11 protein-coding genes and 2 pseudogenes are annotated in these 16,335 nt (G+C 62.3%); 4 read left to right on the forward strand and 9 right to left on the reverse strand.

Features of this window, described 5'->3' with window-relative positions:
- Positions 1–265: 265 nt before the first annotated feature.
- Positions 266–3,193, reverse strand: coding sequence for an aminotransferase (locus B2S33_RS12450; protein WP_288650383.1), 2,928 nt, complete (start codon positions 3,191–3,193; stop codon positions 266–268).
- 411 nt (positions 3,194–3,604) lie between these two features.
- On the opposite strand from B2S33_RS12450, the pseudogene B2S33_RS21595 reads away from it, so the two are divergent.
- Both B2S33_RS21595 and B2S33_RS21600 read left to right on the forward strand, forming a co-directional pair.
- Positions 3,605–4,180, forward strand: a pseudogene (locus B2S33_RS21595) (PAS domain S-box protein); the annotation flags it as partial.
- A 105-nt stretch (positions 4,181–4,285) separates the two neighbouring features.
- A pseudogene (locus tag B2S33_RS21600) lies at positions 4,286–4,717 on the forward strand (methyl-accepting chemotaxis protein); the annotation flags it as partial.
- Here B2S33_RS21600 and B2S33_RS12460 read toward each other — a convergent pair.
- On the reverse strand, positions 4,698–5,078 hold the full coding sequence (locus tag B2S33_RS12460; RefSeq protein WP_027916267.1) for a MerR family DNA-binding protein: 381 nt from the start codon (positions 5,076–5,078) through the stop codon (positions 4,698–4,700). The pseudogene B2S33_RS21600 and the gene B2S33_RS12460 overlap by 20 nt on opposite strands.
- 87 nt (positions 5,079–5,165) lie before the next feature.
- On the opposite strand from B2S33_RS12460, the gene B2S33_RS12465 reads away from it, so the two are divergent.
- Entirely contained in the window at positions 5,166–5,597 is a 432-nt protein-coding gene (locus tag B2S33_RS12465) for a hypothetical protein (protein WP_288650385.1), read from the forward strand.
- A 70-nt stretch (positions 5,598–5,667) separates the two neighbouring features.
- On the opposite strand, the gene B2S33_RS12470 is transcribed toward B2S33_RS12465, so the two are convergent.
- The 7 genes from B2S33_RS12470 to gloB form a co-directional block, all read right to left on the reverse strand.
- Entirely contained in the window at positions 5,668–7,275 is a 1,608-nt protein-coding gene (locus B2S33_RS12470; protein WP_288650386.1) for an ABC transporter ATP-binding protein, read from the reverse strand.
- Between the two features lies 1 nt (position 7,276).
- Positions 7,277–8,296: an ABC transporter permease gene (locus tag B2S33_RS12475; protein ID WP_023534824.1), complete on the reverse strand. Its 1,020-nt coding sequence runs from the start codon at positions 8,294–8,296 to the stop codon at positions 7,277–7,279.
- Between the two features lies 1 nt (position 8,297).
- A complete protein-coding gene (locus B2S33_RS12480; protein ID WP_288650387.1) occupies positions 8,298–9,371 on the reverse strand; it encodes a microcin C ABC transporter permease YejB in 1,074 nt (357 codons plus the stop codon).
- A 1-nt stretch (position 9,372) separates the two neighbouring features.
- Positions 9,373–11,208 (reverse strand): extracellular solute-binding protein, encoded by a 1,836-nt coding sequence (locus B2S33_RS12485; protein ID WP_028686578.1) that lies wholly within the window; start codon positions 11,206–11,208, stop codon positions 9,373–9,375.
- Positions 11,205–13,034, reverse strand: a complete 1,830-nt coding sequence (locus B2S33_RS12490) for an extracellular solute-binding protein (RefSeq protein WP_081783924.1) — start codon at positions 13,032–13,034, stop codon at positions 11,205–11,207. The genes B2S33_RS12485 and B2S33_RS12490 overlap by 4 nt, the downstream gene beginning before the upstream one ends.
- Positions 13,035–13,163: 129 nt before the next feature.
- Entirely contained in the window at positions 13,164–14,594 is a 1,431-nt protein-coding gene (locus B2S33_RS12495) for a lytic transglycosylase domain-containing protein (protein ID WP_027916261.1), read from the reverse strand.
- 100 nt (positions 14,595–14,694) lie between these two features.
- Positions 14,695–15,474, reverse strand: coding sequence for a hydroxyacylglutathione hydrolase (gene gloB / locus B2S33_RS12500; RefSeq protein ID WP_288650389.1), 780 nt, complete (start codon positions 15,472–15,474; stop codon positions 14,695–14,697).
- A gap of 86 nt (positions 15,475–15,560) precedes the next feature.
- Here gloB and B2S33_RS12505 point away from each other — a divergent pair, with 86 nt between their 5' ends.
- Positions 15,561–16,334, forward strand: coding sequence for a class I SAM-dependent methyltransferase (locus B2S33_RS12505; protein WP_027916259.1), 774 nt, complete (start codon positions 15,561–15,563; stop codon positions 16,332–16,334).
- Position 16,335 lies beyond the last annotated feature (1 nt).

The raw sequence follows: 16,335 nt of genomic DNA on the forward strand, positions 1-16,335 counted from the left end.
AACAGCAACAGCAACAGCAGTATGGCAGTTTGGCAGTTTGGCTGATGGATGAATCTCAGTGCTGTTGGTTGCTATTATTTGATTTTAAGTATTTGCGTCTGCTATGACTGGTTTTGTTACCAGAGCCTAAGAACTTCCCGTCGTGCATTGCTCTCGCCCCTATATACAGCCCGTGTGGGAGCGGCCTCGCCGGGGCGTCGGACCGGCCGCGATGGGTCGCGTAGCGACCCCAGTCGTCTCATGAGATTGCTCAAACACCGAAACTTCACACCCCCTGCGAAAGCACCCGATCAATGCAGTCGACAAAATAATCCACACTCGCCCGCGTGGTGCACATCGGCGGTTTGATCTTCAGGATGTTCAGGTAATCGCCCGTCGGCTGCATGAAAATCCCCAGCTCGCGCAGGCGATCACACAGCACCCGGGTTTCCTCGGTCGCAGGTTCCAGCGTATCCCGGTCGCGCACCAGTTCCAGCCCCAGATAAAAGCCCGAACCATGCGCCGCGCCTGCCAATGGGTGCTTGTCGACCAGCGCTTGAAGCTGGGCCTTGAAATAGCGCCCGGTTTCGCGGGCATTGTCCCACAGGCCCTCCTGCTGCAACACATCCAGCACCGCCATGCCAATGCGGCAACTGACCGGGCTACCGCCGGCAGAGGAGAAGAAGTACCCCTCAGCCTCCAGCGCCTCGGCGATGTCGCGACGAGTGATCACTACCCCCAGCGGCTGGCCATTGCCCATACCCTTGGCCATGGTGATGATATCCGGCACCACGCCTTGCTCTTCGAAACCCCAGAAATGCTCTCCTAGACGGCCATAGCCCACCTGCACTTCGTCGGCGATGCACACCCCGCCGCGTGCACGCACCTTGGCATAGGCCGCTTGCAGGTAGCCCGGCGGTAAAGCGATGCCGCCGGCATTGCCATACACAGGCTCGCAGATGATCCCGGCCAGCTGGCGCCCGTTCGTATCGAGTTCGGCCAGGCGAGCATCGACGTCGCGCAGGTAGTCAGCGGCGCTGTCCGCGCCTCGGAAACGGCCGCGGAACGTGTTGGGGGCTTCTACCGGGTGCACCCAGGCGGGGCGAGTTTCCAGGGCCTGCGGGTTGTCGGCGATGGACGTGGAGATTGCATCCGTCGCCACCGACCAGCCATGGTAGGCCTCCAGCACGCTGAGCATGTCGCGGCCACCGCTGTAGGCCCATGCCAGGCGGATAGCCAGGTCATTGGCTTCGGTACCGCTGTTGACCATGAACACGCGGTCGAAACCGTCGGGCGCCAGGGCCAGCAGGCGTTCGGAAAATTCGGTGACGGCGGCGTAGTGAAAACGCGAATTGGTGTTGAGCAGCGACCACTGCCGCGCCGACTCGGCCGCCATGCGCGGATGACCGTGCCCCAGGACGGCCACGTTGTTGAGCATGTCCAGGTACGAGCGACCGTGCAGATCGATCAGGTAGTTGCGCCAGCCACGCTCGATCTGTGGTGGGTCGGCGTAATAGTGCTTTTGCGACCGGGCAAAACTGGCCTCGCGCCGAGCCAGCAACGCGTGGGGATCTGGCAGGGCGTCGGCGTTGCAGTCCACACCCAGTAAGCCCGCAGGGGAAGGACACAGGGCCAGCCATGCTGGCGCCTGGGAGGGCACCGCGAAGAATGGCGGTTCCAGGCTGCTGTCCAGGCACAGCTGAACGCTGAGCCTCTCGCCGCTTTTGCCCAATGCATCACCTTTTTGCAACCGTTGGCCGTCGACGGGGGCGTGGGCCAAGCCATCGATCCACAGGTTCCATGAGGGGGTGCGCAGATATCCGCTCTGTTCACCCACCGACCGCCATGTGCCGTCCTGCGGCGCCTGCACGACCGTGCCCGGTTCCAGTTTCAGCTCCACGCCCAACGCACAGGTTGCCGGTTCTTCGCTGCGATCGATGTGCGTTTGAGACAGGCGATACTGCTCATGCAACGTGCATGCTGGCGCTGACTGGGCTGCCAGCAGACGCTGGTCGAACCCTGGCACTTCCCAGTTGCCGGCGTCGCAGTGCACGCTCAGTACACCCAAGTCCAGGCGGGCGACAGGGCGGCCAGCCACGGTAGGGAGCAGCGGTGCGCAATCATCGAAGCTGGGTACACAAGACGCCAAGCCAGCTGCCTGTAAAATGGCGACTTCCATCAGTGCCAGCGGTGTCGCCTGCGCAGTCTCGAAAATCTGCCATTCGTGGGCGGCGTTATCGCGGATGTACTGGTTACCAGGGTCGATGGCCTGCTGTTGAGCACTACTGAGCACCAGCACAATTGCACGGTTGAGCACCAAGGGCCACAACGCGCGTAGTTCTGCCTCGGTCAGCGGATTGACCGCCTGATAGGCACTGACTGCGGCGAGCACCCTGAAGGGGTCCCCTTCGGCATGATGCAGCAGGGCTGCGCAGGTCACCGACAGGTCGGCAACGCGCCAGGTGCGAACCAAGTCGCCGAAATCGATGAGCCCCTGCAGTTGCCACTCGCGCTGCGCATCGCGAGCCCAGACGGTATTGTCATCGGTGATGTCCAGGTGCACGGCCTGGATGGGCAATTGCTCCATCAAGGGGGACAGGCGCAAGGCCGCGGCGCGTGCTGCCTCGCTCAGCCGTTCGCGTTGCCTGGGGTCGTCTACCTGTGACAGCAGGCGGTCAATCAATGCCGGGGCATGCCTGGGGTCCCACTGCAGCGTTCGCTCTAGACCCTCGTGGTCGAAATCGGCCAGGGCCCTGTCGACCTGCGCGCAGAGCGTGCCCATCGCCCTCATCACGGGGGCGGGAAGCCATCCGCATCGGGTCAGGGGTTGTCCTTGCAAGTACTCCAAAACCCGGACCCTCAGCACCTGCCCATCGATAGGCAGTGTCAGCAGGGTATCGCCATCCTTTGCGGCAAGCACCGAAGGCACCGGCAAGCCCCGGTCCCGCAGCACGCCCAGCGCAGCATGCTGGGCATGCAACTCGGGCTCGGCATAGCTGGCGTGACACGCCTTGAGCACGAACTGGGCCTGGCCAGTATCCATGAGCACATTCAGATCCTGCTGACTGCCAAGCGGCTGTATGTCACCCCGCAGGCCGTAATGCTCCCAAAGCATTGCAAGCGCCTGGGAGGGTGCCAGACAGGGCGCAGGCAGGCTCACACGTTCTGCGATGTGGCGAAGGGCGGTGGCAGCATCATGAAGGTGTGCAGGCATGGGGTCGTACCGGGTCATGAAGGGGACTGACGCCATTAATGCCCGTTCTGAGCGATGAGGAAAGACGATTGTCTTCAGTTTTTCTGATAATCCCATAAGCAGTGCGTCTACGGCGTGGAGCGAAGGCCTGCGTATCGATCATGTACACCGATTATTTCCTGTACAAGAAATACGATGCCTTAATGATGGCATCCCAGACTGACTACTGGCTTCGGCCAATCACACTTATTAAGCCCTTCTATAGGAACGACCACCGTATCTTCTAGTCGAAACGGCATCAGGGACGTAACGATCAGACTCCAGGCACTCCATTGGACCGTGTCGTGGGGCTGTACAAGTAATGACTGATCTGTCACACGTAAGCGGTGACAAGACGCTGGTGCTGACGCACCCCACCCTCAGGTGACCCCTATGTTCAATCGGCAACTCAAAGCTACCTTGGCCGCCCGCGAAACCGAACTGGCCGCGCTTCGCCAGCGCCTCGACGTCTTGGAAAGCGGCGCATTCCTGCGCCTTGATGCACAACGTCGCGCCCTCGAATGCAGTTCGGCGTTCGCCACTGCCTTGGGCGTTTCGCCCGAAGAGGTGGTAGGGCAGCCACTCGGAAACTGGCTGGCCGCTCCGGCGCAGGAAAGCCAGGCGCTGCTGGAGGCCCTGTTGCGCTCCAGCGCCATCATCCAGTTCGACCTTGAGGGCAAGGTGGTGTCCGCCAACTCCAATTTCCTGACGGCGTTGGGTTACCGCCTGGACGAAGTGGTGGGACACCATCACCGCATGTTCTGCAGCCCTGATGAGGTCAAAGGCGAGGCCTATAGCAATTTTTGGCGCACGCTCAACGCAGGTCGCTACGTGACCGGGCGTTTCAAGCGCCTGGACCGCCACGGGCATGAGGTCTGGCTCGAGGCCAGCTATAACCCGGTCAGCGATGCCAGCGGCAAGCTGGTGAGGGTGGTCAAGTTCGCTTCCTTGGTGACCGACCAGGTGCAGCGTGAAGAGGCAGTCAAGCAAGCAGCGCAGGTGGCGCTTGAAGTGTCGCTGCAAACCGATGGCAGCGCCAGTGAAGGGGTCGTGGTCATGCAGGAAGTGGGGCAGTCCATGCAGGGGGTCGCGCGTCAACTGCAGTCGGCTGGCGATACCATCAGCGCGCTCGGCCAGCAATCGACGGTGATCAGCGCCATCGTCCAGACCATTGGCGCCATTGCATCGCAAACCAATCTGCTGGCGCTCAATGCGGCCATCGAGGCGGCGCGAGCAGGTGATCAGGGGCGTGGCTTTGCTGTGGTCGCTGACGAAGTACGCAAACTGGCCGGTCGCACCAGCGCAGCCACGGCGGAAATCGACGCGGTGGTGGCACGAAATCAGGCGTTGGTGACCCAGGCCGTGGGCGAAGTGCAAAGCAGCCGTGCCGAGGCAGCCAACGGCCTGCAACTCGCTGACCATGCGGGGCATGTGATCAGCAGTATCCAGGAAGGTGCCAAGCGCGTGGTCGGCGCTGTCGAGCGGGTCAGCAAGGACCTGCGTTAGCATCCTGTAGGTTCGGGCGCAGGGGGCAGGCCAGGTCCAGGCGGTGCAGCAAGGATGCACGCAGTGCCTGCAGGTCGGCCATGCGCTGCTCGATAAGCGCCAGTTTATCGCGCAACAGTGCTTCAACGGCTTGTGCCGGTTCGGTTGCGCTCCACAACTGCTGCACGTTGCTGCCAATTTCGCTGAGGCTGAACCCAAGGTGCTGCGCCGTACGGATGAAGGCGACCAACTGCACGGTGTCATCGGCATAGTCCCGATAACCGTTGGCCGAGCGCTGGGCCTTGATCAAACCCTTGGCCTCATAGAACCGCAGGGTATCGCGGCTGACCTCGCAGCAGGCGGCAAGTCGACCAATTCGCACGGTAATTTCCTTCTAAGGGTGCTTGACCCTGGAGCATACTCCAGGCTCTAGCCTGGGGCCTTCTTTACTTGAGGAAGGTGTAAGACGATGTGGAGCAAGCCCCACTACCGCAAGCTGGTGCGTATCACTGGTTATTACGATTTGCTGATGACCATCGGTTTTGCGACCCCATGGACATTTGTCTGGTTGCACGGCTGGCTGGGTAATATGCACGCCTCCCTGGGGCTTCACGGTGAACTGCCGGTGTTCGAGCCGATGCACATGTTGATGGCCAACCTCATGGGCTCGATCGTCTGCGTGTGGGCGTGGCTGCGCATACGTCATCCTCATGTGCGGTTCGGTCGTTATGATGCGGCCGGTCGCGTGCTGTTCAGTAGCTGGCAGCTGTATGCGCTGATGCACGGCGGCTCGGCGCTGATCTGGGGCATCTTGGTGATGGAGGTAGTGTGGGCGATCCTGCAACTGATGCCCGTCACCGGGCGCCGCCAGACGCTGTGTAGAACGCCCGCCGCCGCCTGACAGCGTGCCAACCCGACGCGCCCTGTGGATGAGCGCGTCGGACCGGGACATGACTAACGCGCCGTGGGTGTCAGCGGCCCTCAGGCTGCAAGAACGCCGCCTCCAGCAGTTGCTGGGTGTAGGGGTGCTGCGGGTCCTGAAAGATGGCCTGAGCATCCCCTTGCTCGACCACATGACCTTGCTTGATCACCATCAGCTGATGGCTCAGGGCCTTGACCACCGCCAGGTCGTGACTGATGAACAAGTAGGTGAGGTTGTATTTTTGCTGCAGGTTGCGCAGCAGCTCAACCACCTGGCGCTGCACCGTCCGGTCCAGCGCGGAGGTGGGTTCGTCCAGCAGGATCAGCGCCGGCTTGAGCACCAGGGCCCTGGCGATCGCGATGCGCTGGCGCTGCCCGCCTGAGAACTCATGGGGGTAGCGATGGCGCGTCTGTGGGTCCAGCCCGACCTCCTGCAGTGCTGCGATGATGGCTGCTTCCTGTTCCTGGGCAGTCCCGATACGGTGGATGCGCAGGCCTTCGCCCACGATCTCGGCCACGCTCATGCGGGGGCTGAGGCTGCCGAACGGGTCCTGGAATACCACCTGCATTTCCCGGCGCAGCGGACGCACGGCTTGCTGGTTCAGCCCTTGCAGGTCCTTGCCGTGGAAGCGGATGCCGCCTTGGCTGCCGATCAAGCGCAGGATCGCCAGGCCCAGGGTCGACTTGCCTGAGCCCGACTCGCCCACAATGCCCAAGGTCTGCCCCTGGGGCAGGCTGAAATTGATACCGTCCACGGCTTTCACGTGGTCAACGGTGCGGCGCAGCAAGCCTTTCTTGATCGGGAACCACACTTTCAGGTCGTCCACCGCCAGCAGTGGCGAGCCGGGTGTGTTGTGAGCCGGCAAACCGCTGGGCTCGGCGTTGATCAGCATCTGCGTATACGGGTGCTGTGGGGCATCGAACAGCGTGGCGCAGTCGGCTTGTTCGACGATCTGCCCCTGCTGCATCACGCACACCCGGTGCGCGATTCGCCGTACCAAATTCAGGTCGTGGCTGATCAACAACAGGGCCATGCCCAGGCGCGCCTGCAGCGCCTTGAGCAGGTCGAGCACCTTGAGCTGTACGGTCACGTCCAGCGCGGTGGTCGGTTCATCTGCAATCAGCAGTTCTGGCTCGTTGGCCAACGCCATGGCGATCATCACACGTTGGCGTTGGCCGCCCGAGAGCTCGTGGGGTAGCGCCTTGAGGCGCTTGCGCGGCTCTGGGATACCCACCATCTCCAGCAACTCAAGGGTGCGAGCGGTGGCCTGCTTGCCGGTCAGCCCCTTGTGGATGAGCAGGATCTCGTTGATCTGCTTTTCGATGCAGTGCAGCGGATTGAGCGAGGTCATCGGCTCCTGGAAAATCATCGCGATGCGGTCGCCGCGAATGCGCTGCATGCTCTTTTCGTTCTGCTGCAGCAAGTCCTTGCCTTGGTAGCGGATGGTGCCACTGGGATGACGCGCCAGGGGATAGGGCAGCAAGCGCAGGATCGAGTGGGCAGTCACCGACTTGCCCGAACCGCTTTCTCCGACGATCGCCAGCGTTTCACCCTTGCGGATGTCGAAGCTGATGCCGTCGACCACCCGGTTGGTGTGCTCGCCACTCACGAACTCGACGGCCAGGTCGCGCACTTCGATCAGGTTTTCTTCGCTCATGTCACTTCCTCGGGTCGAAGGCGTCGCGGGCGGACTCGCCGATGAATACCAGCAGGCTCAGCATCACGGCCAGCACGGCGAACGCGCTGATGCCAAGCCACGGCGCCTGCAGGTTGGATTTGCCCTGCGCAACCAACTCACCGAGCGACGGGGCCCCCGGAGGCAGGCCGAAGCCGAGGAAGTCCAACGCGGTCAGCGTGCCGATCGCGCCGGTGAGAATGAACGGCATGAACGTCATGGTCGAGATCATGGCATTGGGCAGGATATGCCGGTACATGATCGCGCCGTTGCGCATGCCCAGAGCGCGCGCGGCGCGCACGTACTCAAGGTTGCGTCCGCGCAGGAATTCGGCGCGGACCACGTCCACCAGGCTCATCCAGGAAAACAACAGCATGATGCCCAGCAACCACCAGAAATTGGGCTGCACGAAGCTGGCCAGGATGATCAGCAGGTAAAGCACCGGCAGGCCGGACCAGATTTCCAGGAAGCGTTGCCCGGCCAGGTCTACCCAGCCACCATAGAAACCCTGCAAGGCACCGGCGATCACGCCGATGATCGAGCTGAGCACGGTCAGGGTCAGGGCGAACAGTACCGAAATGCGAAACCCGTAGATTACCCGTGCCAGCACGTCGCGCCCTTGATCATCGGTGCCCAGCCAGTTGTCGGATGAGGGCGGGGCGGGGGCGGGTACGCGCAGGTCGTAGTTGATGCTCTGGTAGCTGAAGGGTATGGGCGCCCACAGCACGAAGCTGTCTTTCTTGGCCAGCAGGTCACGCACGTAGGGGCTTTTGTAGTTGGCTTCCAGCGGGAACTCACCGCCAAAGGTGGTTTCCGGGTAGCGCTTGAAGGCAGGGAAGTACCACTGGCCGTCGTAATGCACGGCAATGGGCTTGTCATTGGCGATGAGCTCGGCGCCCAGGCTCAACCCGAACAGGATCAGGAACAGCCACAGCGACCACCAGCCACGGCGGTTGGCCTTGAAACGCTCGAAGCGACGACGGTTCAGGGGGGACAAGGCCATGTCAGTGCTCCCGGCTGGCAAAGTCGATACGTGGATCGACCAGGGTGTAGGTCAGGTCGCCGATCAGTTTCACCACCAGCCCCAGGAGGGTGAAGATGAACAGGGTGCCGAAGACCACCGGGTAATCGCGGTTGATGGCCGCTTCGAAACTCATCAGGCCCAGCCCGTCGAGGCTGAAGATCACCTCGATCAGCAGCGAGCCTGTGAAGAAGATGCCGATGAAGGCCGAAGGAAAGCCGGCGATCACCAGCAGCATGGCATTACGGAACACGTGGCCATACAGCACCCGCGACCGGCTCAGGCCCTTGGCCTTGGCGGTGACCACATACTGCTTGTTGATCTCGTCGAGAAAGCTGTTCTTGGTCAGCAGCGTCATGGTGGCGAAGTTGCCGATCACCAAGGCCGTGATCGGCAACACCAGGTGCCAGAAATAATCGAGGACCTTGCCTGTGGTGCTCAGCTCATCGAAGTCGTTGGAGGTCAGGCCGCGCAGTGGGAACCAGTCGAAGTAGCTGCCGCCGGCGAACAGGACGATCAGCAAGATGGCGAACAGGAACGCCGGGATGGCATAGCCCACGATGATCGCCGAGCTGGTCCACACATCGAAGTGACTGCCGTGGCGAACCGCCTTGGCGATCCCCAGGGGGATCGAGATCAGGTACATGATCAGCGTGCTCCACAGCCCCAGTGAGATCGATACGGGCATCTTCTCCAGAATCAGGTCGATGACCTTGGCGTCACGGAAGAAACTGTCGCCAAAATCCAGCTGGGCGTAGTTCTTGATCATGATCCACAGGCGTTCGGGCGGCGATTTGTCGAAGCCGTACATGCGCTCGATCTCCGCCACCAGCGCAGGGTCCAGGCCCTGTGCACCCCGGTAGTTGGAGCCGGCCACCGACACCTCGGCACCGCCACCTGCGATCCGGCTGGTGGCGCCTTCGAAGCCTTCGAGCTTGGCGATCATCTGTTCCACCGGCCCGCCAGGTGCGGCCTGGACGATGATGAAGTTGATGATCAGGATGCCGAACAGTGTAGGGATGATCAGCAGCAGTCGCCGCAGGATATAGGCCAGCATGTCAGTTGGCCTCGCCAGCAGTGGCCTGGGTTGCCTTGGGCGTTGAGCCGGGCTTGATCCACCAGGTGTCGATGCCGATGTCGTACTTGGGCGAAACCTTGGGGTGACCGATGTGGTTCCAATAGGCCACGCGCCAGGTCTTGATGTGCCAGTTCGGGATCACGTAGTAGCCCCACAGCAATACCCGGTCCAGGGCACGGCAGTGGTCGATCAGGCTCTGACGCGACTCGGCGTTGATCAGGCCATCGACCAGTTGGTCGATGGCGGGGTCACGCAGGCCGATGAAATTGCGGCTCCCGGGGTTGTCGGCGGCCGCGCTGGACCAGAATTCCCTCTGTTCGTTGCCAGGAGAGTTGGACTGGGGGTAGCCGCCCACGATCATGTCGTAATCGCGCGAGCGCAGGCGGGTGATGTACTGGGACACATCGACCCGGCGGATGTTGAGTTCGATACCCAGGTCCGCGAGGTTGCGCTTGAACGGCAGCAAAATGCGTTCGAACTCGGTCTGGGCGAGCAGGAACTCGATGCTGACCGGCTGGCCGTTGGTGTCGACCATCTTGTCGTCGACGATTTTCCAGCCCGCCTCCTGCAGCAACTTGTAGGCTTGGCGCTGCTGCTCCCGGATCATGCCGCTGCCGTCGCTGACCGGGTTATGGAAGGCCTGGGTGAAGACCTGTTCTGGCACCTGGCTGCGCACCGGTTCGAGGATTTGAAGTTCGCCAGGGCCGGGTAGGCCGCGGGCCGCCATCTCGGAGTTCTCGAAGTAACTGCCGGTGCGTGTGTAGGCGCCGTTGAACAGCTGCTTGTTGGTCCATTCATAGTCCAGCAGCAGGCTCAGCGCCTTGCGCACGCGGATATCCTGGAATACCGGCCGGCGAATGTTGAAGATGAAGCCCTGCATGCCTGTGGGGTTGCCATTGGGCAGCTCCTCCTTGATCAGGCGGCCGTCGCGCACAGCAGGCACGTTGTAAGCCGTGGCCCAGTTCTTGGCGCTGACTTCCAGCGCATAATCGAAGGCGCCCGCCTTCAGTGCCTCCAACGCGACCGTGGTGTCGCGGTAGGCGTCGAAGGTCATGGCGTCGAAATTGTAGAAGCCACGGTTGATGGGCAAGTCCTTGGCCCAGTAGTCCTTGACCCGCTCATAACGGACCGAACGCCCGGCCTTGACCTCGGCCACCTTGTACGGGCCGCTGCCCAGTGGGATTTCCAGATTGCCGCGGTTGAAGTCGCGCTGGGCGTACCAGTGCTTGGGCAGCACGGGCAACTGGCCGAGGATCAGCGGCAGTTCACGGTTGCCCTTGTGCTTGAACTTGAACACGACCTTGAGCGGGTCTTCGGCGACCACCTCGGCCACGTCCGCATAGTATTGGCGGTACAGGGGAGCACCGTCCTTCATCAGCGCATTGAAGGTGAACACCACGTCTTCGGCACGCATGGGATGGCCATCGTGGAACCGCGCCTCGGGGCGCAGGTAGAAGCGCACCCAGCTGTTGTCAGGCGCCTTCTCGATCTGTCGAGCGACCAGGCCGTACTCGGTGAAAGGCTCGTCCAGGCTCTGGCGCATCAAGGTGTCGTAGATGATGCTGATGTTTTCGGCAGATACCCCTTTGTTGATGAAGGGGTTGAGGCTGTCGAACCCGCCAAAGCTGGACTGGCGGAAGGTGCCGCCCTTGGGGGCGTCCGGGTTCACGTAGTCGAAGTGCTTGAAATCCGCCGGGTACTTGGGCGGCTCGTCGTACAGCGTGAGTGCGTGCTGCGGCGCTGCCAGCGAGGGAAGGCTCAGGCAGGCCAGCAACAGGCTGCCAGCCAGCCGGCGCAAGGAATGCGTGGGCGTCATTGGGCTTTCTCCGAAGTCTTGATCCACCAGCTGTTCAGCCCGAGGGTATAGGGCGGCGTGGTGACGAAGCCGAACCGATTGCGGTAGGCCAGGCGGTGATTGTCGAGGTACCAGTTGGGAATCATGTAGTGCTGCCATGAGAGCACGCGGTCCAGCGCTCGCGCCGCTGCGACCTGATCATCGCGAGTGCGCGCCGCCAGCAAGGTGTCTAGCAGGTGATCGACCACGGGGTCGTCGACCCCGGCGTAGTTCTTGCTGCCCTTGATGGCCGCCTGGCTTGAATGGAAGTACAGCCATTGCTCGAGGCCCGGGCTCAGGGTCTGGTTCAGGGTCATCAGAATCATGTCGAAGTCAAACTGGTCCAGTCGCTGTTTGTACTGAGCGCGGTCCACGGTTCGCAAGCGCGCGTCTACACCGATGCTGGAGAGGTTTTCGACATACGGCTGCAGGATGCGTTCCAGGTTGGGGTTTACCAGTAGCACTTCCATGCGCAGCGGTTGGCCCTTGCTGTCGACCAGACGCTGGCCCTTGAGTGTCCACCCGGCCTCAGCCAGCAAAGCCAGGGCCTTGCGCAACGTCTGCCGGTCAATCCCGCGCCCGTCCGTACGGCTGACCTGGTAGGGTTCAGTGAACAGCTTGGCCGCGAGCTGGTCGCGAAACGGGGCCAGCAACAACCATTCCTTGCCTTGGGGCAGGCCAGCGGCCGCGAACTCGCTATTGGGGTAATAACTGGTCGAGCGCCGGTAGGCGCTGCTGAACAGGGCACGGTTGGTCCACTCGAAATCGAACATCAAGCCCAGTGCCTGGCGCACCCGTGGATCGCTGAAGGTGGCGCGACGGCTGTTCATGAACAGGCCCTGGGTCTGGGTAGGGATGCGGTGGGGGATCTGCGCCTTGATCACCTCGCCGCGTCGCACGGCGGGGAACGTGTAGCCGTTGGCCCAGTTCTTGGCCTGATGCTCGATGTAGATGTCGAACTCACCTGCCTTGAAGGCTTCGAAGGCAACGGTGGAGTCGCGGTAGAACTCGTACTCGACACGGTCGAAGTTGTACTTGCCTCGATTCACCGCCAGGTCTTTGCCCCAGTAGTTTTTGACGCGCTCGAACACCAGGCGCCGGCCTGGCTGTACCTGGGTCACCCGGTAAGGCCCACTGCCCAGCGGGGGTTCGAAGGTAGTGGCCTTGAAGTCGCGCGTACGCCAGTAATGCTGGGGCAGGACGGGCATTTCCCCAAGGCGCAGGATCAATAACGGGTTGCCGGCTCGCTTGAACACGAAGCGAATACGCAGCGGCCCGAGAATGTCCACCCGCTGCACTTCCTGCAGGTTGGTCCGGTAAAGCGGATGACCTTCCTTGAGCAGTGTGCGGAAGGAGAAGGCCACGTCTGCCGACGTGATGGGCTTGCCATCGTGCCAGCGGGCTTGCGGGCGCAGGTTGAACACTACCCAGCTGCGGTCCTGGCTGTATTCGACCGAGCGGGCAATCAACCCGTAACTGGAGGTCGGCTCATCGCCCGAGGGGTCGTACTGGCCGGTACCCACCATGAGGGTCTCGTTGAGTTCATTGACCCCATACTGTTGAAAGTTGGGCGTGCTCACCGGGCTCGTACCCTTGAAGGTATAGGGGTTGAGCGTGTCGAACGTACCGAAGGCCATCGCCCGCAACGTGCCACCTTTGGGGGCTTGCGGGTTGACCCAGTCGAAATGGGTGAACGAGGCCGGGTACTTGAGCGTGCCGAACTGCGCGTAACCGTGGCTTTCGCTCACGGTTGCGACTGCGGGAAAGCTCAAGGCCAGGCTGAGTGTAAGAAGGAGGGGACGTATCAAGTCGGCATCCGATCCAAAGGCATTGGGCTTTGATCGGGCTACAGTAACAGTTTGCACTGGCGCAGCAAGCGCCAAACGGCAAGAAAACACAGGTACGCGCACGCACAGGTGTCCGCTTGCCGCCTGGGGTCAGTGGCCGACGTAGACGGTCAGGGTCTGGCCGGGTTTGAGCGCATGGCCACTGCGCGGATTCCAGCGCTTGAGGTGGGTCATCTCGACATTGAAGCGTTTGGCCACCAGATACAGCGAATCGCCCTTGCGCACCTTGTATTGGGTTGTGCGTTTTGCCGAGCTGGCGACCCGGTTAGCGGCGCCACTGGAGGCTTTGCCGCCGCGCAAGGCTAGCACCTGGCCGGCGCGCAGGCTGCTGCCCGACAGGCGGTTCCAGCGCTTGATGTCCGCAATGGATACACGGTTGGCCTTGGCGATGGTCCCCAGGTTGTCACCACGCCTGACCTTGTAGCTGCGCGCGGCCACAGGCGCCTGGGCTTCGGCCACGGCGCGAGCGAAAGCGGCCTTGGGTGGCTGCAGGGTGACCAACTGCTCGGGGTTGAGGTTGGAGAGGCTGGCAGAGAGCAACTGCGCCTTGGCCGTGGGCACCAGCAACTGCTTCGGGCCATCGACCGTCATGCGCTTCTTGAAGGCTGGGTTCAGCTGGATGAGTTCGTCTTCGTCGATGTCGGCGAAAGCGGCCACCCGCGTCAGGTCGAGCCGGTCGTTGATCGCGACGGCCTCGAAGTAGGGCTCATTGGCGATCGGCGTCAGGTTCACGCCGTAGGCTTCAGGTGTGGAGACCACCTGTGACAAGGCCAGCAGCTTGGGCACGTAGTCGCGGGTTTCCTGAGGCAGTGGCAGGTTCCAGTAGTCGGTGGGCAAGCCCAGCTTCTCGTTGCGCTCCATCGCGCGGCTGACCGTGCCTTCGCCAGCATTGTAGGCCGCCAGTGCCAGCAGCCAGTCGCCGTTGAACATGTCGTGCAGGCGGGTCAGGTAGTCGAGCGCGGCGTTGGTCGAGGCGGTGACATCCCGACGGCCGTCATAGAAGTTGGTCTGGCGCAGGTTGAAGTGTCGACCGGTGGCTGGCATGAACTGCCACATGCCGGCTGCACTGGCGCGGGAGTACGCCATGGGGTTGTAGGCGCTCTCGATCGCCGGCAGCAGGGCCAGCTCCAGCGGCATGCCGCGCTCCTCGAGGCGTTCGACGATGTAGTGCAGGTAGAGACTGCCGCGCTCCCCGGCGCTTTCGATGAACGTGGGGTTGCTGGCAAACCACAGGCGCTGTTGATCGATGCGCGGGTTGACGTCGCGGTACTCCTGGAGCACGAAGCCCTGGCGCATGCGTTCCCAGACATCCCGAGGCGCTTGCTCGACCGGCTTGACCAGCAATGGCGCCGGCCTTGGTTTGATTCGCGCTTGCTGGCTGTGCGCACGGACGCTATCGGCTTCGTCGAGCTGATGGGTGCTCTGGCAACCCACCAAGGTGGCGGCCAGAGCGAGCGCACTGACCTGGGCCAGGCGCGTCAGCGCGACGGAATGAGAGGTTCTGCGGCTTCGGGAAGACATCGGCGGGCACAGGTATCCGGGCAAAAAATTTCGGCGATTCTAGGAACCGCTCCGGACCGGGTCAACCTTTGACCGCCACTTGCGATATATCTTGGGGTTATCAGAAGCTGTCTTTCCAAGACCTCAAGGCAGCAAAAACAGCGACATGCGAGGTGTTGGAATGTCCCTTCCATTCGTCTGCTTTTTGTTTAACAGATGTTTCAGCGGTGCGCAGGAAGGGGTTTGTCAGCCGTTCCAGACCAATGGTGGAGGGCAGTGTGATGCAGTCTTGCGCACGCAGCCGGGAGACCGTTTCGAAGCGCTTCACTACATCTTCATTGTCAGGTTCCACGGCCTTGGCAAAACGCAAATTGCTCAAGGTGTATTCATGTGCGCAGTAGACCTGGGTCTCGGCTGGCAGGGCTGCCAGGCGTGCCAGGGCCGGTTGCATCTGCTCGGCAGTGCCCTCGAACATGCGTCCGCATCCGGCTGCGAACAGGGTATCGCCACTGAGCAGTACAGGCGTGGCCGCGCCAGCGTTGAAGAACGCGATGTGCCCCAGTGTATGGCCCGGCACGGCAAGCACCTCATAGACCTCACCCAGCACTGTGACCTGGTCGCCATCGTCCAGTGCCACATCCCTGCAAGGGATATCCTCGTTGGCTGGGCCGTGCACTTGCGCGCCCGTCAACGCCTTGAGCCGCGCCACACCGCCTACATGGTCGTTGTGATGGTGAGTGATGAGCATGTCGGTAAGCTGCCAACCAGGATGCGCGGCAAGCCACCGTTCCACCGGGCCGGCATCGCCAGGGTCGACCACCGCGCAGCGGCGTTTGGCAGTATCCTGTAACAACCAGATGTAATTGTCCGAGAAAGCGGGCAACGCTTCGATCTGTATCATGGTGGGAATCCGATTCGCCTTGCTTGGCACATGAAGGCATCTTAGCCGCGATGGCGCGGTGGGAGAACCTTTCGAGGAATTGCACAATGACCGACCAAGCCTTTGCCCAGGCCGACCCGGACTGGATCAAGCTGATCAGCCTGGCCCGTGAGTGGTTTCAGGGCCCGCTCGGCCAATTGATGCTGCAAGAAGAACAGAAGCTGCTGGAGGAAGAGCTGGGTCGCTTCTTCGGTGGCTACCTGGTGCACTATGGCCCCTGCGCCGACGCCCCACCCAGTGCGCCGAAGGTCCAGCGCAACGTGCGCCTCGGCGCGCCGCTGCCGGGGGTGGAGATCGTCTGCGAGGAACAGGCCTGGCCGTTGAGCGAGCACGCGGCCGATGTGGTGGTGTTGCAACATGGGCTGGATTTCAGCCTGTCGCCCCACGGGCTGCTGCGTGAGGCCGCCAGCGCCGTGCGCCCAGGCGGTCATCTGCTGATCGTCGGAATCAATCCGTGGAGCAGTTGGGGGGTGCGTCACCTGTTTAGCCGTGGCGCTTTGCGCAAGGCCCGCTGCATCTCGCCTTCGCGACTGGGTGACTGGCTCAACCTGCTGGGCTTTGCCTTGGAGAAACGCCGCTTCGGGTGCTATCGTCCGCCGCTTGCTTCGCCTGCCTGGCAGCAGCGCCTGGAAGGGTGGGAGCGCATGGCGGGCGGGTGGCAAAGCGCTGGCGGCGGTGTCTATGTGCTGGTGGCGCGCAAGATGGTCGTGGGCCTGCGGCCGCTGCGGCCCCAGCGTCGCGAGCCGATGGGCAAGTTGCTGCCGTTGCCATTGGCCAAGGTCAACCGCACCTCGGCGACCCCCGATCCCGATAAGCAGTGAA

This window comes from Pseudomonas sp. UBA5568, from assembly GCF_002425525.1.
In the GTDB taxonomy this organism is placed as follows: Bacteria; Pseudomonadota; Gammaproteobacteria; order Pseudomonadales; family Pseudomonadaceae; genus Aquipseudomonas; species Aquipseudomonas fulva.